Origin of the sequence: Nocardia sp. NPDC058519 (assembly GCF_042719755.1) — a bacterium.
Classification (GTDB): domain Bacteria; phylum Actinomycetota; class Actinomycetes; order Mycobacteriales; family Mycobacteriaceae; genus Nocardia.
The window spans coordinates 1-22,256 of record NZ_JBHXNK010000045.1 but is presented as its reverse complement, the minus strand read 5'-3'; the positions used below and the strand labels follow the sequence as shown (position 1 = coordinate 22,256).

The following is a 22,256-nucleotide window of genomic DNA, read 5'->3' as shown; positions in this document are numbered from 1 at the left end:
TGGTTTCCTCCTGTTTTTGATGGGCTGAGCGTAGTGGGCTCAATCCTGCCTTCGAGATCCACCGTGAGTCAACCCGAAGTTGAGTCAGGTCCGCTCATGTTGTTGATCAGCACAACCAGTAGCTGCGGCGATTCATTCCCGCCACCCGAAAAAAACTTCCCGACCCCCGGCCATTCTTGCCACGAGTGCGCTCAACTGCAGCCCCTGATACTGGATCGTGACGGTCCGGAGAGGGAACTATCGAGTGAGGCCGGGGTGGATGCCGGGGCGAAGGCCGTTGCCTTCGGCGGTTCGGCGCAGGAGATCGAGGAAGAGGGTGCGGTCCTCGGGAGACAGGGGGGACAGGACTTCGGCGTCCAGCTCGGCTACCCGCTGCTCGGCTTCGGCAAGGAGCGCGTGGGCGGCAGGGAGGAGGTGGAGGGCATGCGCTCGGCGATCGCTGGGGTGGCGGCGGCGTTCGACGAGATCGCGTTTTTCCAGGTCGTCCACCAGGCCGACCATGACGTTGCGGTGGATCTCCAGAGCCTCACCGAGCTCCTGCTGAGTGCGGCCGTCATGGGCCCTCAGGAGCTTCAGCATGCCGAAGTGACGGGGTTTGATACCGAGCGGCGCCAGCAGATCACCGAAGCGGTAGGCGGTATGGAAGCCCAGTTGGCCGAGGAGGAATCCGGCATGGGTCGACAGCTGCGTCGGGTCGGTCACACCCCTACGATACGCCGATTAACGCACCGTTCGTGATTGCACTCTTGATTGATAATCACTCGAGGTGCATAGTTTGAGAGGACTTCCCTACTCGAAGAGAGACCATCGTGACTACCTCTCCCACTCCCCCCGACGCCGATCCCCGGCGCTGGATCGCCTTCGCGGTGGTCCTGGCCGCCGGCTTCATGGATCTACTCGACGTGACCATCGTCAACGTGGCCGTGCCGAGCATTCGCAACGACCTGCACGCCGAGTACTCACAGCTCGAATGGATCATCGCCGCGTACGTCCTCGCCTTCGCCGCGGTGTTGATCACCGGTGGGCGACTCGGCGACATCTATGGTCGCAAACGCGTATTCCTCACCGGCATGGCCGGTTTCACGATCGCCTCGGCGGCGTGCGGGCTGGCCACCGATCCGACCGTGCTGATCGGGTCCCGTTTCGCGCAGGGCGCGATGGGGGCATTGATGGTGCCGCAGATTCTGGCCATCATTCAGACGACATTTCCGAAAGAGGAGCGGGCCAAGGCAATCGCCGTCTACAGCGGTGTCGGCGGCTCCGCCTCAGCCGTCGGGCTCGCGCTCGGCGGAGTGCTGGTGCAGGCCGATCTGTTCGGGTTGGCCTGGCGGCCGATCTTCTTGGTGAACATCCCGGTCGGCATCGCGGGGTTCATCGCGGCGTGGTTCGCGATGAGCGATTCGAAGTCGGCTACGCCGCCTCGGCTGGATCCGGTCGGGATGGTGCTGGCGGTTTCCGCTGTGCTGCTGCTGGTCTACCCGGTGACCGAGGGGCGTCGACTCGACTGGCCCGCTTGGACTTTCGTGATGATGGGGGTAGCTCTCGCGGTTTTCGCCGGGTTCCTGCTCTATGAGCGTGCGCTGGCTCGGGCGGGGCGGTCGCCGTTGGTCGACCTCGGGCTGTTCCGGTCACGACCGTTCGCGATCGGACTGGGAGCCTGGTTGTTGTTCTGGATCGCCATGGGTGGGTTCTTCCTGGTGTGGACGTTGTTCATGCAGGGCGGACTCGGGTGGTCGCCGTTGCGGGCCGGGCTCACCTCGGCGCTGTTCGCGGTGGGTGCCGGTGTGGGAGCAGGGCTTTCGGTCGGAGTACTGGCTGCCCGGTACGGGCGCCGGGTGTTGATGATCGGGGCGCTGGTGAATGCGGCGGGGTTCGCGCTGTACGGCGCGATGGGGGTGCGATACGGGAGCGAGTTCACGTCGTGGCAGATGGCATTGCCGCTGGTGCTCACCGGTGCCGGGTTCGGGATGGTGGTGGCGCCGACGCTCGATCTGCTGCTCCGGCAGGTGCCGGTTCGGGAGGCAGGGTCGGCTTCCGGGCTGTTGAACACGGGGCAGCAGCTGGGAACCGCGCTGGGCGTCGCGTTGGTCGGCGTGCTGTTCTTTACCGCGCTGGAACGGGATTCGGATCTCGGCGTGGCAGCCGTGACGCCGGAGATCCGGGCGGAGCTGGCGCTCGAGGGAGTGCCGGTGCAGGTCCAGGATCAGATCGTCGCCGGGTTCGCGGCGTGCGTGCGTGATCGGTCGGCGGAGGATGATCCGACTGTGACGCCCGCCAGCTGTCAGTCGAATCTTGTTGGTGACTCAGCAGTTTCGCGCGCACTCACCGAGGCAGGCGCTGAGGCGAACGCGGTGAACTTCGCTGAGACGTTCCGGTACACGCTGTTCTACGGTGCTGGGATGCTGCTGTTGGTATGCCTCGGATTCTTCGCACTCCCGAAGGAGGCCAAGCTGGAAGAGCGAGTGCTCGATGATGAGCCGCAAATCGTCACGGTATGAAACAGCAAAGGTGGAAAGCGCATGTACACAGTTGATTTGCTTGCCGTCGGACGTGGTCGTGAAGTTGTCGATGCCGCACTCAGCTATGTGGGTGGGCTCGGATTTCGCGTCCTCGGGTCGACCTCTGATGAGCAGGCACTCGAGATCCTCGGGCGGGAGCGGGTTCGCCTGCTGGTGATCGGGGGCGGGGTCGAAGCCGACCCACGGAAGGTGTTGACGGCTGCGGCCGAGGCGGCCGGCACCACCGTTGTCCAGGCGGCGCGGGCCGGGCGCGGGATCGAGCAGTATCTCGCCGATGAGGTCGTGCCGTTGCTGGGTGGGTGAGCGCGGATCGGCGGGCCTGCCAGTGGCAGGCCCGCCGATAGCGACCGATTCACCTGGTGGGGTGGGCAGTCCTGGTGGGGTGGGCAGTGTTGCGGCCCTTCATGGTCAAGCCGATGACCGTCGTCAGGACGGCTCCGACGGCGCCGCCGCCCGCGACCTGACCGAGTATCTGGCCGAAGTCGAGTCCACTACTGGTGGCCGCCTGGATGATTCCGCCCGTGACGCCCCCGCCGACTGCGCCCGCGGCGCTGTTGGTGGCGACATTGAGGCCGGGTTTACCGAAGCCTGCCAGATTGCCTCCGACGACTCCGCCGAGTAGGCCTAGTAGCCATTCCATAGTGCTCTCCTCGCGTGGGAACGGGTGAAGCGTTGGGACCTAACGGCGGTGCGGATCGCTCTTGTCGTCGGCGCTGCGCTGGTTGGCGCCGACCGCGTTGTTCTCGTAGGTAACCGGGATCTCGCCGCTGTGCAGGTCGTCGATGTGGCCCATCGCCGGTGCCGCGGCACGATCCAGCGGTGCTCGACGGACCTCGTCACCGATCGGGCTGCGCTTCTGCCCGGTGTCCACCTTGCCGATTGTGTTGGGCCGCAACCGTTCCGTCGACTCGGTGACGCGGGGCGCGGCCACCTTCGGCGGGACGGGAGGAGCAGGCTTCGGGGTGACCGGACGGTCGAACCGCGGCGGGGCGGGGGTGGCCGGAGCCGCCGTGAATCCGCGCGCGTGGGCAGGCGAGGTAATGTCGGCCGTCGGACGACGGCGACCGATCATCGCCATGAGGCCACCCGCGAGAGCGGCGATCGCCAATCCGATCGGCAGGGCCCACCATTTGTTGATTCCGGGGTCGTCGGCGACTACGGGGGCAGCCGCGGGCGCGGGCGTCGGCACGGGTACGTTTCCTTCCACATTGGGTGCCCCGGCCCGGAATCCGGGCAGGGTTGCCGCGAGCGCGGCAGGCACGGTGGCCAATCCGCCTGCTTCCGACCAATTGATCTCGGTACCCTCCGGACCGGCGAACTGTCCGGTATCGACTCCCTCGACGCTCACCATGTCGGCGGTGGGGTAGCCGAACGGACCGGCGACATCGCCGCTGGCGCGCCAAGCTCCCAGCACCGGGCCCTTGACCACCCAGGCTTGCGCTCCCTCGTTCCAATAGATCGCGGCCCCACCGGGTGCGGCGAAATCATTGAAACGACCTGCGCCGTCACTGGTAGCGGATTCGTCATTGGTGGGGTACCCGAGCGAACCCTCCGGACCGCCCAGTGCGCGGTATTTGTCACCGATCGCGCCGTACATCACCCTGGCTCCGGTATCGGGCGAGTAATAGATGTATCCACCGGTATAGGCGCGTTCAGCGCCGCCGCTCAGCTCGGTCGCGGCTTCGAGCGGCTGACCGAGGAGCGAACCGGAGCCGCCGAAGGACTCGTATCGGTCGTCGATAGCACTGACCGCATCCTGGCTCGGCTGGGCCAGAACGCTCGGCGCGGGGCCGAGCAGCCCGAACGCGAGCACCGTCATGCCACCGATCGCGAGAATACGGCTGCGTCGATGGTTTTCGGCCCGTTGGCGATAGTGCGCGAGAATACTCATTTTCATAACTCCTCTTCCAGAGTTGCCGCCGAAGCGGTGAAACGCATCTCGAATGCCATCCGCACGCTCAACGGCGATGACGGCGGTCTTTCTTGTCGCTCGGCGGGACGTCCTTCCTCGGCTGGCCGGGATCGGCACGGTGTGCTCCGGACTTCGGCCCATTGCCTGCGATGTTGTCGGCAGGGTGCTCACCGGTCGACCGTTCCACCCATTCCGTGCGCGGTGCCCGATGGCCGTCACCGACATAGATCGCGTGCACGTCCTTGTCCTGCGCCTCCGTCTCGTGGACGAAGGTGGACGTGGTGTCACCGCGGTGCTCGACCACCCGCTCGACCGGACGCTCCACGTACTTGTGCACGATCACCGGCTTCTCGACCACGACCTCGACGATCTTCTCCACCGGCTTCTCGACGACCCGCTCGACCTCCTTGTAGACCGGCCGTTCCACGATCCGTTCGACGATCGTCTCGATGGGATGCTCGACCACCCGCTCCTGCACGATCTCGACGTCCTTGTGGACCACCTTCTCGATCAGAATCGGGGTCTGCACGGTCTTCTCGAACACCTTCTCCACCGGCTTGTCGATCACCTTCTCGGTGATCTTCGGCTGCTCGACGATCTTCTCGACCACCCGATCCACCGGCTTGTCGACCACCTTCTCGATGATGTTGGGCTTCTCGACTACCCGGTTGACCACCTTGTCGACCGGCCGCTCGACGATGTTCTCGACAACATGCGGCTTCTCGACGACGGTCTCGACGATGCGGTCGACGACCTTCTCGACCACCTTCTCCACGATGTTGGGCTTCTCCACCGTCTTGGCGACCGGGCGGTCGACCGGCTTCTCGACGATCTTCTCGACGATGTTGGGCTTCTCGACAATCCGGGAAACCGGCCGATCGACCAGCTTCTCGATGATGTTCTCGATCAGGTTGACCTTCTCGACCACCTTCTGCACGATGCGGTCGACCGGCTTCTCCACGACCTTCTCGACGACGTTCGGCTTCTCGACAACCTTCTCGACCACGCGATCGACCGGCTTCTCCACGACCTTCTCGATCACGTTCGGCTTCTCGACAACCTTCTCGACCACGCGATCGACCGGCTTCTCGACAACCTTCTCGATCACGTTCGGCTTCTCGACAACCTTCTCCACGACACGATCGACGATCTTCTCGACCGGCTTCTCCACGATGCGCTCCACGATCACTTCGCGCGGCACCTCGACGATCTTGACCACCGGCTTCTCGACGACCACCTCGACGATCCGCTCGACCGGCTTCTCCACGGTCTTGTAGACGATCTTCTCGACCGGAACCTCGATGATCTTCTCGACGATCTTCTCCACCGGCTTCTCGACGATCGTCTCGATGATCTTGTCCACGGGCTTCTCGACGACCCGTTCGACGATCCGCTGGACCGGTACCTCGACGACCTTGTCGACGACCGAGACCACCGGCTTCTCGACCAGACGTGGGACCTTGACCGGCTTGTCGACCACGTTGTCGCGAATATCGATGATCAGATTCTCGACCAGGCGCTGCACCTCGGTGGGCCGGGTCTGCACCTTGTCGACGACGCTGACGACCAGCTTCTCCACCAGTCGCTGCACGTCGACGGGCTTGTCGGTGATCTGGTCGACGATGTTGACCACGGGGTGCTCGACATTGCGCCGCACGTCGACCGGCTTGTCGGTGACCTTGTCGACGATGTTGACGATCGGGTGCTCGACGAGACGGTGCACATCGATGGGCGTGTCGACGACGTCGTCGACGACGTTGACCACCGGCCGTTCGATGCGGCGTGGCACCCGTACCGGCATGTCGACGACCTCGTCGACGATTTGCACGGCCGGCCGCTCTACCAGGCGGTTGATGGTCACCGGCTTGTCGACGACCTCGTCGTGCACCGAGACGACCGGATGCTCGACCAGCCGATTGACGGTGACGGGTTTGTCGACGACGTCGTCGTGCACCGAGACGACGGGGTGCTCCACCAGGCGGTTGACTGTCACAGGCCGGTCGACCACGTTGTCGACGGTATCGACAACCAGACGTTCGATCAGTCGCTCCATCGTGACCGGCCGGTCCACCACGGTCTCCACTGGCTGCTCGACCAGCCGCTGCACGGTGTAAGGGTGGTCTACGACGTTATCCGTCACGTTCAGCGGCTGATTCTTCGGCTGCTGCGGTCGATTATCGAAATTAGCCATGACGCCTCCGAGGTGAATTCGTCGCGAGATATCTCAACGACGGTCAAGAAGGGTGCTACCTGACGATTCCGGTGAACGATGCATCGCATTCCAGCCTCCCACCATGCCAAACGGAATGTAAGGCGGGTCACCGACACGTATAGAATTCCTTTTGATAACTTCTTGGCAAATACGCGTGTCGGTCCCGATGGGAACATCTGCGGCAGAATACACACAAATTCGGCGTATCGAATAACAATTCCACAACTCACATAGAATTGATATTCGCTATTAACCGCGGAATTCGGCCAGAATTCCTTCCGCACTGCGGGCGGCGGCGCGACAGGCCGTGGCGGTGGCTTGATCGGCGAGTGGGTGGGTGGCTCGCGTTCGCCAAGTACGGACGGCGGCGAAGGCTGTGGCGCGCACGGAGTCGGGGGCGGCCTCGGCGGGCAGGCCCAGGCGTAGATGCGCGGCCACGCCCGCACCACCGAGAATGCGGTGCAGGTCGGCCAATACCGGTGGGGGCAGGGGTAATTCGTCGGTGCGCAAGCGGCCGAGCAGCCGGAGTTCGGTGAAACCGTGTACGTCGGCGAGCCGGGCCCGCACGCGGGGACGCAGGCGATCGGCTTCGGTGCCGGGGTAGGCAGCCAGGATCCGGTCCAGGGTGCTCAGCGCCGAATGCGCCTTCAGCTCCTCGGCGCGCTGGCCGAATTGGACCTCGAGGACCGAACGCAATTCCTCGATGCCGCTGCGGGCCGCCAATTCCGCTGCCAGCGAGGAGGAATCGCGGACGCCGAGTCGAATCAGCATGGTGGCCATGCGAATACCGAACAGGCCGAAGCGATCCGCCAGCTGCGCACGCAGTTCCGGGGCGACCGGCAGCGGAATATCGGCGCGGGCGAATCGGTCCGCCGAGAGCAACGCGATCCCGAGGTCCTCCGCGGGCACCGTGGCCAGGGCCTCGAACGCCGCGAACTCCGGCTGCCGCAGCGTCGAGGCGGCGAACGCGAGCAAGCCCGCCACCGGAATCACCGCCTGGCACAGGCCGGTTCGTTCCAGCTCACCGGCGAACCGGGCGGCGACATCGCGGGCCGAATGCAGCGCGTCGATACGGCCCGAACCGATCTCGTCGGCGCGCGAGACCACCCCGATCACGCCGAGCGGCCCCGCACCACCGGCGCCCGCGCCGATCTGCTCGAGAAAGCGCACGTCGGCGGCATCGAGACGGCGCAGCAGATAGACGACGGCGTCGGCGCCCGACACCGAGATCGCCGAGGCGTCGGCACGCGAATCATCCTCGGCGGCAGCGGGAGTGAGCAGTCGCGCGGTGCGCAGCGACACCTCACGCGACAGCGACGACGTGCCGGGGGTGTCGATGATCGTGGTCTGCGACAACGCCTCCGACGGCCAGCCGACCTCGAGATGGTCCACCTCGCGCGGGCCGCGCGCATCCCAGCGCAGACCGTTCAGATCGAAGGTGAGTCCGTGCGCGCCGCTACCGCGCCGCACGATCACATTCGCGCGCGAGCCGTCGGCCGCGTGGGCAGTGACCGTGGGGGTGGCGCCGTCGCGGTACCAGGTGACCACACGGGTGCACTCGGTGGCGTCGGTCGGGGCGACCGCCTGACCGACCAGCGCGTTCAGCAACGTCGACTTGCCCGCCTTGATCGAACCGGCCAGCGCGACGCGCAACGGCTCACGCAGGCGGTATTCGCATTCGGCGAGCAGCGTGCGCGCGTACTCGTCGCGGCCGAACATCCGCGCCGCCGCGCCGATCAGCTCGTGCGCTTCGGCCAGGATCGGTGGTGTGGTCCGGTCGCCGGGCGCGGCGGTGTCGAAACGGTGGGTCACCCAGATACCGTACCGTCGGCCCGTCTCGAGTCGGCTTGCATCGATTCCGCGTAACGGCGCAGCTCGGCGACCGCGTGCAGCTGACGTTCCAGCACGACGGTGCGCTCGGCGCGGTGCGTGGCCGCCATCGCCGCCGCGTCCTGTGCCGCGCGCAGCGAAGCGTCGATCGAGCGCAGGCTGCGCTCGGCCACTCCGGCGAAATGGTCGCGCAACGCACGGTGGATGCGGTGCAGGCGGTCCTTGGTGTCCTTGGCCGCCTGGAACGCGATGTCGTCGAGGAACCGGCGCACCTCGCCGTTGGCCTCGATGCGGCGGCGCGCCAGCCGGGCCGACTTGTCGTCGCGATAGGCCTTGCCGCCGACGATCAGGCCCGCGCCGAGGGAGATCGGGTTCAGCATGGCCAGACCGGCGAAAGTCGTGGCCAGACCGATCATGAGCACGCCGCCGTAGGAGCCGCGCATACCGACCAGCACCTTGCTCGTGAAGCCGATATCCGGCTCGAGATCGGCCAGCGAACCCGAGCTGACCAGGCCGTTCTCGTCATCCATCCCGGCGTGCACCTCCGGCAGATCGACCGCGCCGACCTCGTGGAAGTGACCCGCGATCCGTTCGGCGAGCAGTTCCGCTCTGTGGTGGGTGAGCAGCAGGTTGTCGCCGAGCGCGGTGTCGACGGTGCCGGTGAGCCATTCGGTGATCGCGCCCCAATGCCGGCCGGGGTCGTTCTCGTCGATCCACTCCTGGCCGGTGCGGGCGATGCCGCGCAGGCGATCGCGCAGGTCGTGGTCGACGTCGCCGACCAGGTCGGTGATGCCATCGGTGAGGGTCTGCTGCCAGCTCGCGGTCCGTCGTTGCAGGTCCTCGGCGGCGGCGCGGGCCGACTGCAGCTCGTTGACCGCGGCCGTGCCGCTTGCCGGATCGCGCAGCGCCACCAGCTCGCTGCCCAGCACCAGCGCCAGATGCTCTGCCGCCGAATGCAATTCGCGAGCCACTGCCTGCTGTGTGGCCGCCTGATCGCGGGCGACGACCCGATCACGCAGGAAACCGAACAGCACGCCGAAACCGGACTCCTTGCCCAGCGCCGCGTCCTGCAGTCGCAGCGCGTGCGCGCGCAGCAGCGCCGACACCGGGATCAGGGTGACATCGGTTTCCGCGCGCAGCAGATGGGCGCGGTCGGCCTCGAGTACCTGGCGCCAGTGCGGATACAGGTCGGTCTTGGTGAGCAGGACCGCGACCGCGGGACACATTTCGCGGATCTGCCGGACGAAGGTGAGCTCTGGTTCGGTGAGCTCGGTGGAGGCGTCGGAGAGTACGAGCACGGCGTCGGCGGCTGCGGCGAGGCTGAGAACACCTGCGGTGCACGCACTTCCGTGTCCGCCGACGCCGGGGGTATCGATCAGGACGATGCCGTCGGCCAGCAGCTGGCTGGGGAGTTCGGCCTCGATCCGGACGAGGTGTCTGCCCTGCGCCAGCGGGCTGCGGGTATCGATGTCGCCGATCTCGTCGAACGGGATCTCCACCCGCGATTCGTCGGTGCCCGGCGCGGTGAGCACCAGGTACGCCCGCTGCTGTTCGCCGTAGGACAGCTGTAGGGGGAGCACGGTGGTCGCGTCGTCGCCGACCCGGCACACATCCAGCCCGAGCAGCGCGTTCACGAACCGGCTCTTGCCCTGACCGAGCTGCCCGGTGACGACGATCCGGTGCCGCGGGTCGCGCACCCGCTCGGCCACCTTCTCCAGGCGTCCGACCAGGTCATCGCGGCCCGCGGCGTGGGCCGCCGCGACGGTGTCGGACAACACCGTCGTCAGCGGCACCGCGTTCGGTGCGAGAATCGCCATCGCAGCGCCCGTTTCGCTCAGTGGAACAGTCCGTCGGTGTGCACGTCGGCACCGGTCTCGGTGACGGTACTCGATTCACCGAAGAGCGACGCCTCGGCACCACCGAGGCCGGAACCGTGCAGGCCGGAACCGAACGCGCTGGATACGTCGACCGCGGACCAGGTGTCGGCCGCGGTCGTGACCGCGCCCTGGGTGGTCGCGCCGACCGTGCCGGACGCGTCGACCTGAGTGGTCGAAGTCGCGGTGGTCTGGCCGGTGAGGTTGCCGGTCGCGGCGGTGCTGCCCTGCGCGGAACCGTCGAAGGCGGAGGCGAGGCCGCCCGCCACCTGGGTACCGCCCGCAGCCGCGCCCGACAGTCCTGCGCCGAGTCCGGTCTCGAGGCCGGTTTCGAGGCCTGTTCCGGCCTGGGCACCACCGGTCAGGTCGGCACCACCGGTCAGGTCGGCGCCGGTCGTCACGGCGCCGGTCAACCCTGGCTGCGCACCGCCGACAGCGGAACCCGCGAGTCCAGCGCCGACATCCGCAGCACCGTTCAGACCCACCTGTGCACCACCGGCCGCCGATCCGGCCAGGCCGGTACCGGTCTCGGCGAGCCCGCCCAGACCTGCCTGCGCGCCACCGGTCAGACCGACACCGGATTCGACGGCACCGGTCAACCCTGTCTGCGCGCCACCGGCCAGACCGACACCGGTCTCGACGGCACCGGTCAACCCTGCTTGGGCACCCGAGGTGACCGAGCCCGCGACGTCGGTGCCGAAAGTGGCGGCGGTCTCGAGATCGCCTTGCAGGCCGGTGGTCAGACCGATGCCCGTCGTGGTGGATACGGCCGACTCCAAGCCTGTCGTGACCTGCGCGGCGCCACCGCCGGTGACCAGTCCGTCGACACCGAACCCGGCACCCGACTCGCCGCTCGCCCCACCGGTGAAGCCACCGATCAGCCCGGTACCCGCCGAGGCGGCACCGCCGAACCCGGTCTCCAGGCCGGTGCCGAGGTCCCCACCTGCCCCGACCACACCGTCGATGCCGGTGATCGCCGTAGTGGTCGCGGCGGCACCGAGCCCACCCGCGGCCTGCGCCCCCGCGTTCGCCACAGCTCCGAGACCACCGTTGACGCCTGCCCCCAGTCCACCGGCCACGCTGGTCGCACCGCCGAGCCCGGCCTCGAGACCACCGCCGAGCCCAGCAGCGACATCGCCACCCACCCCGACCGCACCATCCAAGCCACCGGCGACATCGCCACCCACGCCGACCGCACCGCCGAGAGCACCACCGAGACCAGCACCCGCATCGACCGCACCCGACAGAACACCACCAAGACCAGCACCCGCACCGGCCGCACCCGACAGAACACCACCAAGACCGACACCGGCACCAGCCGCGCCGCCAAGGGCAGCGTCCAAGCCGGTCTCGAGATTTGCGCCCGCACCCGCCGCGCCGGTCAACGCACCGCCGAGACCAGCACCGATGCCCCCGCCAGCGCCGACCGCGCCACTCAACGCACCGTCGAGGCCCGCACCGAGACCGGCGCCCACACCCGCCACGCCATTCAGTACGCCACCGAGGCCGGCACCCGCACCAGCCGCACCTGTCAACGCACCACCGAGACCGACACCGGCACCAGCCGCACCACCAAGGGCAGCGTCCAAGCCGGTCTCGAGATTTGCGCCCGCACCCGCCGCGCCGGTCAACGCACCGCCGAGACCAGCACCGATATCCGCACCAGCGCCGACCGCGCCATTCAAGGCACCGTCGAGGCTCGCACCGAGACCGGCGCCAGCACCCGCCGCGCCATTCAGTACGCCACCGAGGCCGGCGGTCAGATCTCCACCCGCGCCAACCGCACCGCCCAAAGCACCACCGAGATCGGCACCCGCGCCGACCCCACCATTGAAGGCACCACCGAGGCCGGCGGCCAGGTCTCCACCCAGGCCAACCGCACCGTTCAAGGCACCACCGAGATCGCCACCCACGCCGACCGCACCATTGAGGGCACCGCCGAGATCGGCAGCGAGATCGCCACCAGCGCCGACGGCACCATTCAGGGCACCACCCAGATCGGCAGCAAGATCGCCACCTGCACCGACGGCACCATTGAGGGCACCACCCAGGCCGACAGCAAGATCCCCACCTGCACCTACAGCGCCGTTCACGGCACCACCGAGGCCGGCGGCCAGGTTTCCACCCACGCCGACCGCACCGTTCAGGGCACCGCCGAGGCCTGCAGCAAGATCGCCGCCCACGCCAACTGCACCGTTCAAGGCTCCGTTGAGGCCTGCGCCGAGGTTCGCGCCGAGGTTGGCCGCGCTGTCGATCGCGCCGGTCAGGCCGAGGCCCGCGCCGAGGGCGCCGGTCAGACCGGCGGACAGGTCGGCGCCGAGATCGGCGTTCACATCCACGTTCGCGCCGGTGACGGCGTTCAGAGCGACGTCGAGGCCTGCCCCCACCTGCGCGGCGGCATCGGCGACAACCGAGGTGACGGCGCCGAGGCCGACATCGAGGCCGAGGTCGACGTCGCTGTCGGCGGCCGCGGCAGCCGTGACGGCGGCGGCAGCTGTCGCCGTGGAGGCGAGGGCCGCGCTCGTGCTCGCCGCGGCGCCTGCCGCCACGATCGCCTGCAACTGGGAGCCGCCGCTGACCAGCGCGGATTCCGCCACCATCGGGGCGACCGCGGAGATATCCTCCGGGGTAACCGCCAGGCCTGCCTCAGCGAGCGCATAGCAAGGATTGGCGCAGTAATTGGCCGCGGCCTCCGGGTCGCGCAGCAGATTGAGGATGAACTCCAGAATCGCGTTAGGTGTCATCGAGATCAGCTCCTCCAGATCATGGGCGGTGGTGCCGGATCTGTTTGTCGTTGGAATGTCTTTCACGCTAGGTGGGTTCGTCGTTACAGGTAATGGGGCGAATACCTAGTTCACGCCGGGGTGCCCCATTAGGGGCCCACCGCCGATTAGGGGAATTTCCCCGTACTTGCCCCATCGCAGGTAACAGCTGCTCCCTAGCAACCGACAGATCGAGTGGGACGCCCGCCATCGGCGATCTCGCTGCACACAAGCGTTACCGGTCCACCGGAAGTCCTGCGAACGGGGTTGTCACATGACAGAGCGTCAGGCGCTCGGCATCACTGTCGGAGCGGTGAATTCGGTCGCCGTGGCTACGACAGCCGACGGCGCCGATGCCACGGTTCTCACACACCGCAGCGCGCTGTCGCTCGGCGCCGACGGATCGGTGAGCTTCGCCGACACGACGCGACATCATCGCTCAGTGGTTGTCGAGGACTACTTGTCCAGAGTCGGCGATCCGGTAGATCTGCTGGCAGAGGACGGTTCCACCCACGACGCAGCCGATCTGGTCGCCGCCGCGACCCGCGCGCTGATCGCCGAACTTTCCGGCACCGCCACCGAATCCACCGAGGCGCCGACCACCGTCGCGTGCTGCCCGGCATGGTGGCCGGAGCAGACGGTCGAGGCCGCCAGGTCCGCGCTCGCGCGCTGGGGCCTGCCCGAGGTGACGCTGGTGCCCGAGCCGCTGGCCGCGGTCCGCCGATACGAGATCGAGCACGGACCGCTCGACGACGGCGCGCTGGTCGTCTACGACCTCGGCGCGAGCGGCTTGACGGTGACGGTCCTGCGCACCGGCGAGCAGGCCGGATTGCTCGGCACCCCGGCGCACAGCACCGCGATCGCCGGTTCGGAATTCGACCTGCTGACCATGCGCTACGTGCTGGCAAATGTTCTGGATGGAAATGATATCGATCCATTCGATCCCGTTGTCGAAGAAGAATTGTCGGCACTGCGGGAACGCTGCAGAATTGCGAAAGAAGAGCTCTCCAGAATTACCGCGACGGCGATTCCCGTCGGCATGCTCAACCCTTCCATCCATACCGAACAGGTTCGGCTGACCCGGGGCGAGCTCGAAGATCTGCTGCGTCCGATCCTGCTCGACTCGATGAGCCTGCTCCAGGACGCGGTGCGCCGCGCCGGACTCACCCTCGGCGATGTCAGCCGGGTGCTCCTCACCGGTGGCGGTGGCGCGATTCCCCTTGTCGCCGAGCTGATCTCCACCGAATTCGGCCTGCCGGTGATCGCCTGCGCCGACCCGGCGACCTGTGCGGCACACGGCGCGGCCGAGATCGCCCTCGATGTCGCCGCGATCAGCGTGCCCACCGTGGCCATCCCGGCAGTGCGGGTGGCACCGGCGCCGGCGGCCGTGGCACCGGCCGTCGCGGAACTCGCGCTGCCTCCGTCGGAGCCCGTACGGACCAAGATGTTCACGGCCAAACGCTCGGCGATCGTCGCGGCGGCGGCCCTGACCATGGCCGCGCTGGCCACCGGCACCCTCGCTCTCGGTGGCACCACACAGTTCTCACCCACCGGACCCGCCGCGACCACCGGCGCCCCATCGGTCCCCGGCGCACCCACCTCGACCAGCGCAGGCGGCACGGCCGGGACATCGAACGCCACGAACTCCGTGGTCACCGACCCGGCCAAGCCCGGCACGACCGGCGCCGCGGTGCCGTCGGGTGCGATCCCGGTCGGCACGACCGATGCCGGGGCTCCCGGCAGCACACCCGGGGCGGGAACTTCGGCACCCGCCGCCGGAACACCCGCCGTTGGAGCACCGGCCGACGGAACACCGGCGACCGCAGGTCAGCCAGGTCCCGCCGCGCAGGAACCGCCCGCTGGGCAGGCCCCGGCGCCCGCGCCGGCCCCTGCCCCCGCACCAGCACCCGCGCCGGCTCCGGCCCCCGCACCGGCCCCGGCTCCCGCTCCCGCACCGACCCGGCCGCAAGTTCCCACCATCAAGGTCGATCCCGGCGGTCTGCTCGACGGCGTGGGCGGCGCGGTCGACGAGACCATCGAATCGGGCACGCAGCTGCCGGGCCGGGTCCTCGGAGGAAACGGTGGCTGAGATCGCCCACGAGACCTTCCCCCACGCCCGAACAGTTTTCCGCGATCTCGACACCGCCGCCCAGCAGACAGTGCTGCTGTTGATCCGCGGCCGGGCCGGGACCGGAAAATCGTTCCTGCTCAACGCCGTTCGCGCACATCTGCGTGGCCGCGGCATTCCGGTCGTCGAATCCGCCGACAATGTCGAGAACCGGGTTCCCGACCGGGCGGTGCTCGTCGCCGACAATGTCCACCGCTACAGCGACGCCGAGCTTCGCGCACTCTGCGCGGCAATCGAAACCGGACAGCGCTCCGTCGTACTGACCACCCAGCCGCGCCCACACGATCCCCGGTTGCGCGCGCTGGCCGACGCCGTGGCGCGCAACGGCCGCACGGTGGATCTGCGGGCCCTCGGTAGTGCCCACATCACCTCGTTCGCCAGGGAACTCGGCGTGGCCGTGTCACAGCCGCTCGCGTCGCACATCCATCAGCTCACTGCGGGAATTCCCGGCGGTGTCGTCGCGGCGCTGGTCGGTGCCCGCGCGGCCACGCTCGAGACCTGCGAGACAGCGGTCGACGAAGCTGTCACCGGCTGGACCAGGTCGCTGCTGGAAGCGGTCGAACCCGAACTGCTCGAGACGCTGGTCATCGCGGCGACCGGAACCGGTTTGGACGCGACGGAACTCACCGAGGTGCTCGGGGTCGACACCGCCACCGCGCACGAGCTGATCGACCGTGCCAGGGCGGGCGCGCTGGTCACCGATGCCGACCTGCTCCTCTCGCCCGCCGTAGGTCCGCTGCGGACGCTGCTCGGCGATCGCCGCTATGTCGATGTGCAGCGCAGGCTGCTCACCGCGCGCCTCGACGCCGGCCTGCTGCGCGATCGCACGGCGCTGATCCTGGCCGAGTCGGGTGTCGTCGACGCTCGGCTCGCCGAGTTCCTCTGCCGCACAGCCGAGAAGTCGGACCAGGCGGCTCGCTGCTACGCGGCAGCGGCCGCGGCGGGCGCCCCGGTCGAGTCGATCGCGGTGCGCTGGGCCGAGGCCGCCGCGCACGCGGGTGACACCGACACCGCGCTACGCCTGGCCGAACCGCTGCTGACCGCGGAGAACATCGCACGCACCGAACTCGTCGCCGCGGTGCGAATCTGCGCGGGCGTGCTCACCCGCCGGGGGCTGGTGAGCCGGGCTGCCGGACTGTACAACTGGCTCGGACCCGAGCGAATCGGCGCCGACTGGGCGCCCGCGGTCATGGTCCTCACCCTGGCCGGTGAACAGGCCGCCGCCGCGCGCATGTCCGAATCCGCGCAACACTGGCCGCCGACCGAGGCCGACGCGGGCGCCCGGCTGATCGCGGGCGCGCTCGACGAATCGCTCGACCCGCACGGAACCGGCACGGCCGCGGCGATTTCCGCACTGATCCAAGCGGGCAACACCGATACCGGCGACGATCGCTATCTGCCCTGCTCGGCAGTCTCGATCGCCACCCTGCTCTGCCTCGGCAGCGGCGAGCCCCGCCGCGCCGGTGACGCGCTGCGTCGAGCCGCGGGTATGGGCGGTGGCCGGCAGCTCCCGGTGCTGACCGCCTGGACCGCGCTGCTCGGCGGCGACGAACGCCGCGCCGCGAGCACCCTCGCCGAGATCGACATCCCCGCCCTCGCGCCACGCGATCAACTCCTCGCCCACGCCCTCACCGTCGGCCTGGCACGTCGCGGCGGCGATCACGCGGCCCTGGCTCGCGCGTGGCAAGCGGCCTGCCCGCTGTTCGACGAGCTGGAAGCCGACCTGCTGAGTCTGTTGCCGATCGGCGAACTGTGGCTGGCAGGGGTGCGCCTGCGCGATGTGCGCCGGATCGAGCCGCTCGTCGACGCCGCACGGGCGCTGGTGCGCAAGCTCGGCCGCGCACCGGCCTGGTCCAATTCGTTCCACTGGTACGGGGTACAGGCCGCACTGGCCGACGAGTCGCCGAGCTCGCTCATGCCGCACGCCCACGCGCTGAAGACGGCGGCGGAAGCGGGCGACCGGCAGGCGGGCGTGCTGGCCGACGCCGGGCGCACCTGGGTGCTCGTGCTGCGCGGGCAGGTCGTCGCGGCCGATGTGCAGGCCGCGGTGTCGGCACTGGCCGAACTCGGGCTCACCTGGGACGCCGCCCGCCTGGCCAGCGAGGCCGCCCTCGCGGCGGGCGATTCCACGACCGCCACCGCCTTGCTCAAACTCGCGCGTTCGGTGCGCACGCAAGCCCATCCGGTCGAGCCGCCGCGACCGACCACCCAACCGCTACCGCAGGCACCCGCCGGGCCGACGCCGCTGACCAGCGAGGCAGGCACGCTCAGCGACCGCGAACGCGAGGTGGCCGAGCTGGTTCTGCTCGGTCTGACCTACCGCGAGATCGGCGCGAGGCTGTACATTTCCGCGAAGACCGTGGAGCATCACGTCGCGCGAATCCGACGTCGACTAGGCGCGCGCTCACGATCGGAATTACTGTCAATGCTGCGCGCGATGGGACACGGCCAATTGCTGGTGTGACTCGCGCGGACGATGTCGACGCCGAGATGAGGGGTGTTCCGCCGATGGCCACTGGGGTCGGCCTGCGTATCGCCGATGACGAATGCATCGCCGCGGTGGTCACCGAGGACGGCACGGTTCAGGTCATCGAGCGTGCTTCGGTCCTGCACATGTCCGACGACGGTGACGCCGCCCTCGGCGGACCCGCTCCCACCGGGCACGCCCACTCGATCGCCGGATTCGTGCGCGCGATCGGCGACCCGGCCGGTGTCGACGTCGACGGCGGCGAGGCCTACCGCGCCGAAGACCTCCTCGCGACGGCCATGTTCTGCCTGATCGATCTCACCACCGAGCACCTCAGCGGTCCCGCCGAGTTCTACGCGACCCACCCCGCGGGCTGGTCGCCCGAGGTCGTGCGCGGCGTGCGCGAGGCACTGGACTATCTGGGATTGAAGTCGGTGGCCCTGCTCGGCGAGGACGAACTGCCCCAGCCCACCGACGGCGCCGATCCGGGCAAGACCTTCGCCAATGCCGCCGCCCAGGCCGCGCTGGTCGCGGTGCTGGCGACCCCGGCGGGCGCGACACCGCCCGACCCGATCGTCACCGAGAACGCCACGGTCGCCACCGATGTGATGCCCGCGCTGCAACCGCCCGCGGTGACCGCGCAGGCCTATTCGGCGGCGCTGCCGGTCTCACCCCTGCCGACGAAGGCGATGGCGCCCATCGCACCCGCGCCGATCGCTGAGCCCGCGGTGGTGCCCGCCGCGAAACCCGCCCCGAGCAAAACCCCCTTCCTGATCGCCGCCGCCGCGCTGATCGGCCTGCTGCTCGGCGGTGTCGCGGTCTCGGTGCTGATCCGCGATCCCGAGACGGTCACGCCACCGGCGATTTCCGATGCCCGCCCGGATACGCTGCCCCCCAGCTCGGCACCCGTGCCGCCCCCACCGGCGCCGGTCGTCGAATCGACGACGCCCCCGCCGGTCACCACCACCGTCGAGCCGGAGCCGACCACCACCACCGAGGCGCCACCGACGACCACCCCGGAACCGACGACCACCCCGCCGACGACCACGCCGAGCCCCACCACCACCCGACCTCGGTCGCCCTTCGGGACCTACCCACCTGGCTATCTCCCCGCGCCGCTGACGATCCCGGGTCAGCGCTGAATCCAGCAGCCGGACGGTAACCGCGCCAGCTGGGCGAGTGTGCCTTAGAGTGATGCGCTGACCGACATGATCGCCGCCGGCGGTGTTCTCGGTCACTGGTTGTCGACGAAGGGATTTCATGCGCAAGTTGGTGGCGCGTCGCGCCGCGGTCAAGGCAGCCTCCGCCGGGTTCGCCGCGACTGTTCTACTCGCACCCCTGCTCGGATCCGGTATCGCGTCGTCGGAACCACCTGCGCCACTACAACTCTCAGCTGATGCGTTGCCCGGAGAACTGGTGACCGCGCTCTCGCGTGATCTCGGGATGACCCCCGCCCAGTACCTCGATCGCGCCGCGCGCGCCCAGCAACTGCGCGACTACGCGAACGACTTCCGCGCCACGAACCCCGACACCTTCGCCGGTGCCTGGCTCACGCCGGAGGGCAAGGCCGTCGTCGCCACCACCGATGCCGAGGCGGGCAAGCTCGTCACCGCCGCCGGCTACCAGACCCACCTCGCGCCGATCTCGGCCGGTGGTCTGGAAGGCGCGCTGATCCAGCTCAGTCAGTGGATCGCGAGCCTGCCGCCCGCGATCTCCGCACCGATCAGCTCGATCGCGATCGACGCGCTCAACAGCCAGCTGGTGCTCAACGTGGCCAACACCGGCACCGGCCACATGCTCAACCTGCCGACCCTGATCGCCACCATCAAGGTGGTGCTCTCGCCCGGCGGCGGCGGTCCGGTGGAGTACAAGCCGATGGGCGGCGACACCTACATCACCGCGAAGAAGAGCCTGCACGACGCCGACCTGCGCGGCGTCGATGTCTGCTCGTTCGGTTTCAACAGCACCGACGCCGCGGGCAACGCGCTCAATATCTCCGCGGGCCACTGCAATCCGAATGTCGACAGCGGCGGCTCTGCCGCGGTCTACGTACCGAATGTGCGCGATATCCCCAACAGTCCCGAGGTCGGCTCGTTCACCCACGCGGTGCTCGGCGGCGCCGCCTCGCTGGACTACTCGGTGATCAAGCTCAACGAGCGCGCGGTGAACGCGGGCATGAACCAGCCTCGGGTGCGCGGCGCCGAAGGCACCACGCTGACGCTCACCGGCACCGCCGAACCCGTCACCGGCGCGCCGGTCTGCAAGACCGGCCAGTCCTCGACCTTCACCTGTGGTTTCGTCTCGGCCGACCACGTGGAGACCCAGCTGTTCACCGAGGCCGGCGTCAGCAAGACGATCCGCGGCTTCGCCAGTACCGCCTGCACCCTCGGCGGCGACAGCGGCGGCGCCATCGTGTCCGGCACGCTCGCCCTCGGCATCACCAGCGGCTCGAACGCCTCGGCCGCGCCCAACTGCACCGAAGCCAACACCCAGCTCGCCCCCTATGGCGGCACCGCCTCGCTCGGCATCCCGATCCGGCCCATCCTGGCCGATATCGAGGCGAGCTCCGGCGGCGGCGTCGGCAGCGGAATCATGGTGCGCACCAAGTCCAACGCGGGCTGAGCGGGACAAATCACCGACCGGACCGGGTGAGCGAAATCTCTTGCCCGGTCCGAGTAGGCATAAGTCGCTCGAGCCCATATAGTTCGGACCATGCTCCTGCCACGTATGGGTCGTACCCCGTCCGCGCGAAGCTCGAGAAGAGCTCGGAAATCCATGATCGCCGCTTCGGCGGCGTTTCTGCTGTTCGGCCCCACGATGGCGGTTGCCGATGCGCAGCCCGCGCCCGTAGACCTGCCCGCCCAGCTCATCGAGGCGGTCACCCGGGATCTGAAGATCTCGCCCGACGAGTACCTGCGCCGCGCCGAAGTCGCGCAGCAGGTTGCCGCGTTCTCCACCACCGCGCAGCGTCAGTTCCCGCAGGTCTTCGCCGGTTCCTGGCTGAGTGACCAGGGCAACGCCGTGGTCGCGCTGTCGCAGGGCCCCGGCACCGACCAGGCCCGTGAAGCCGCGCAGTCGGCCGGTTTCGAGGTCCGCAACGTCGCCAAGAGCGAGTCCACGCTGCGCGGCGAGAAGACCGCCTTCGAGAACTGGCTCGCTGCCGCACCGCCGGAGATCTCCGCGCTGGTGCGTGGCGTCGTCGTCGACACCGTGAACAACTCGATCGCGGTCCGCGTGCAGCAGGCCGGTCTGCCGCTGCCCAGCTTCATCGACCCGTCCCGCGTCATCGTCACCGCTCCGCCGGTGGCGGGCGAGCGGATCGAACTGTCCGCCACCCCCGTCGCCGGTGACGGCAACGGCGCGCTGGCAGGCGGCGACGGCTACGCCTCCGTGATCGGCCGCAGCTCGCTGCGCTGCTCGCTCGGCTTCAACGGCACCGACCGCTCGGGCAACGTCATCAACATCTCGGCGGGCCACTGCAACCCCGACATCGAGGCCGCGGGCACCGGCAACGCCGCCGCCGTGTACGAGGTCAACGGCGACCGTGCGGGCGCCCAGCTGGGCACCTTCCAGAAGTCGGTGCTCGGCGAGCAGGACTACTCGATCATCCGGGTCAACGACAACGCGCGCGCCCGCTTCGAGAACAACCTGGTCCGCGTCCCCGGCAACGCCCCCATCGCCGTCGACGGTGTGGCCATCCCCGTGGTCGGCGCCCCCGTCTGCAAGTCCGGTGCCCGCACCGGCTTCAGCTGCGGCGTGATCAACGGCATCGACCAGACCGTCCAGGTCGGCGACCGTCAGCTCACCCAGAGCTTCTCGGCCAACATCTGCGCCCTCCCCGGCGACTCCGGCGGCGCCATCGTCACCGGCCGCCTCGCCCTCGGCATCTCCAGCGCGTCCTCGGTCGCCGACTTCCCCATCTGCGAGATCCCGAACATCATCGGCGCCATCACCGGCGACACCCCCCAGCTGTTCGCCCAGCCCCTGACCGTCGTCCTCTCGGACAACCCCGGTCTGTCGGTCCGCACCAACTGATCAACACCATGTAGGCACAGAGCAGCCCCAAAAAGGCCGGTAGCACTCCCGCTACCGGCCTTTTGGCTTGTCCGCCTCCCCGAGGCTTGTCCGCCTCCCCGAGACTTCAGCGTGTCGTCCGGTAGCTCGACTGTTAGCTCTCGGACTTACGTTATGTACGTAGCGGCTGGGAAGTGGTTGGGGAGTTACCCATGTCCTCGAGTGATCAGTCGGTTGCGCCGCCCGCTCAACCTCCCTGCCACGCCGCACACCCCGAGCCCGGCGTGCTACCGCACTACCAGCCACACCCCACTAACAAGGTCCACCGCCCTACCGCACTTCCAACCACCCCGCGCACCCCAGCTCCGCCCTACCGCACTTCCAACCACCCCGTGCACCCCAGCTCCGCCATGACCGCACTCCCAACCCCCACCCGCGACCCCTAGGGAGCGGCGGCCACGAAGTGGCCGGTCCGCGGCCGGGTCGCCGGTCAGGCGCCGTTGCGTAGGCGACGAAGGAGCAAGCAACGGTGCCTGAC

General features: G+C 68.7%; 14 protein-coding genes. 7 read left to right on the top strand and 7 right to left on the bottom strand.

The features are described 5' to 3' along the window. Window positions 1-237 precede the first annotated feature (237 nt). Entirely contained in the window at window positions 238-702 is a 465-nt protein-coding gene (locus tag ACFWPK_RS32165; protein WP_378922220.1) for a MarR family winged helix-turn-helix transcriptional regulator, read from the bottom strand. 107 nt (window positions 703-809) lie between these two features. Here ACFWPK_RS32165 and ACFWPK_RS32160 point away from each other — a divergent pair, with 107 nt between their 5' ends. Next, window positions 810-2,498, top strand: coding sequence for an MFS transporter (locus ACFWPK_RS32160; protein ID WP_378922218.1), 1,689 nt, complete (start codon window positions 810-812; stop codon window positions 2,496-2,498). A 21-nt stretch (window positions 2,499-2,519) separates the two neighbouring features. Continuing rightward, window positions 2,520-2,822, top strand: coding sequence for a hypothetical protein (locus ACFWPK_RS32155; protein WP_378922216.1), 303 nt, complete (start codon window positions 2,520-2,522; stop codon window positions 2,820-2,822). 49 nt (window positions 2,823-2,871) lie between these two features. Here the strand turns inward: ACFWPK_RS32155 and ACFWPK_RS32150 are convergent, their stop codons facing one another. The 6 genes from ACFWPK_RS32150 to ACFWPK_RS32125 form a co-directional block, all read right to left on the bottom strand. Continuing rightward, the gene (locus ACFWPK_RS32150) at window positions 2,872-3,159 is read right to left on the bottom strand and encodes a hypothetical protein (RefSeq protein WP_378922214.1); all 288 of its coding nucleotides are present in this window, start codon (window positions 3,157-3,159) and stop codon (window positions 2,872-2,874) included. 39 nt (window positions 3,160-3,198) lie between these two features. Next, window positions 3,199-4,410: an LGFP repeat-containing protein gene (locus ACFWPK_RS32145; protein ID WP_378922213.1), complete on the bottom strand. Its 1,212-nt coding sequence runs from the start codon at window positions 4,408-4,410 to the stop codon at window positions 3,199-3,201. Window positions 4,411-4,477: 67 nt separating this feature from the next. Continuing rightward, the gene (locus ACFWPK_RS32140; RefSeq protein WP_378922211.1) at window positions 4,478-6,622 is read right to left on the bottom strand and encodes a hypothetical protein; all 2,145 of its coding nucleotides are present in this window, start codon (window positions 6,620-6,622) and stop codon (window positions 4,478-4,480) included. A gap of 270 nt (window positions 6,623-6,892) precedes the next feature. Then, window positions 6,893-8,362 (bottom strand): dynamin family protein, encoded by a 1,470-nt coding sequence (locus ACFWPK_RS32135; protein ID WP_378922284.1) that lies wholly within the window; start codon window positions 8,360-8,362, stop codon window positions 6,893-6,895. A gap of 89 nt (window positions 8,363-8,451) precedes the next feature. After that, the gene (locus tag ACFWPK_RS32130; protein WP_378922209.1) at window positions 8,452-10,290 is read right to left on the bottom strand and encodes a dynamin family protein; all 1,839 of its coding nucleotides are present in this window, start codon (window positions 10,288-10,290) and stop codon (window positions 8,452-8,454) included. Window positions 10,291-10,307: 17 nt separating this feature from the next. After that, window positions 10,308-13,091, bottom strand: a complete 2,784-nt coding sequence (locus tag ACFWPK_RS32125; protein WP_378922207.1) for an IniB N-terminal domain-containing protein — start codon at window positions 13,089-13,091, stop codon at window positions 10,308-10,310. Window positions 13,092-13,383: 292 nt separating this feature from the next. Here ACFWPK_RS32125 and ACFWPK_RS32120 point away from each other — a divergent pair, with 292 nt between their 5' ends. From ACFWPK_RS32120 to ACFWPK_RS32100, 5 genes are all read left to right on the top strand, one after another. Further along, window positions 13,384-15,198 carry an Hsp70 family protein gene (locus tag ACFWPK_RS32120; RefSeq protein ID WP_378922205.1) on the top strand — a complete coding sequence of 605 codons (1,815 nt, stop codon included), beginning with the start codon at window positions 13,384-13,386 and terminating at the stop codon, window positions 15,196-15,198. Beyond that, a complete protein-coding gene (locus tag ACFWPK_RS32115) occupies window positions 15,191-17,701 on the top strand; it encodes a LuxR C-terminal-related transcriptional regulator (RefSeq protein ID WP_378922203.1) in 2,511 nt (836 codons plus the stop codon). Before ACFWPK_RS32120 ends, ACFWPK_RS32115 begins: the two co-directional genes overlap by 8 nt. Before the next feature lie 44 nt (window positions 17,702-17,745). Next, window positions 17,746-18,846, top strand: a complete 1,101-nt coding sequence (locus ACFWPK_RS32110; protein WP_378922201.1) for a hypothetical protein — start codon at window positions 17,746-17,748, stop codon at window positions 18,844-18,846. A 118-nt stretch (window positions 18,847-18,964) separates the two neighbouring features. Next, window positions 18,965-20,326 carry a S1 family peptidase gene (locus ACFWPK_RS32105; RefSeq protein ID WP_378922199.1) on the top strand — a complete coding sequence of 454 codons (1,362 nt, stop codon included), beginning with the start codon at window positions 18,965-18,967 and terminating at the stop codon, window positions 20,324-20,326. 153 nt (window positions 20,327-20,479) lie between these two features. Continuing rightward, on the top strand, window positions 20,480-21,739 hold the full coding sequence (locus ACFWPK_RS32100) for a S1 family peptidase (protein ID WP_378922198.1): 1,260 nt from the start codon (window positions 20,480-20,482) through the stop codon (window positions 21,737-21,739). The last annotated feature ends 517 nt before the right edge of the window (window positions 21,740-22,256 follow it).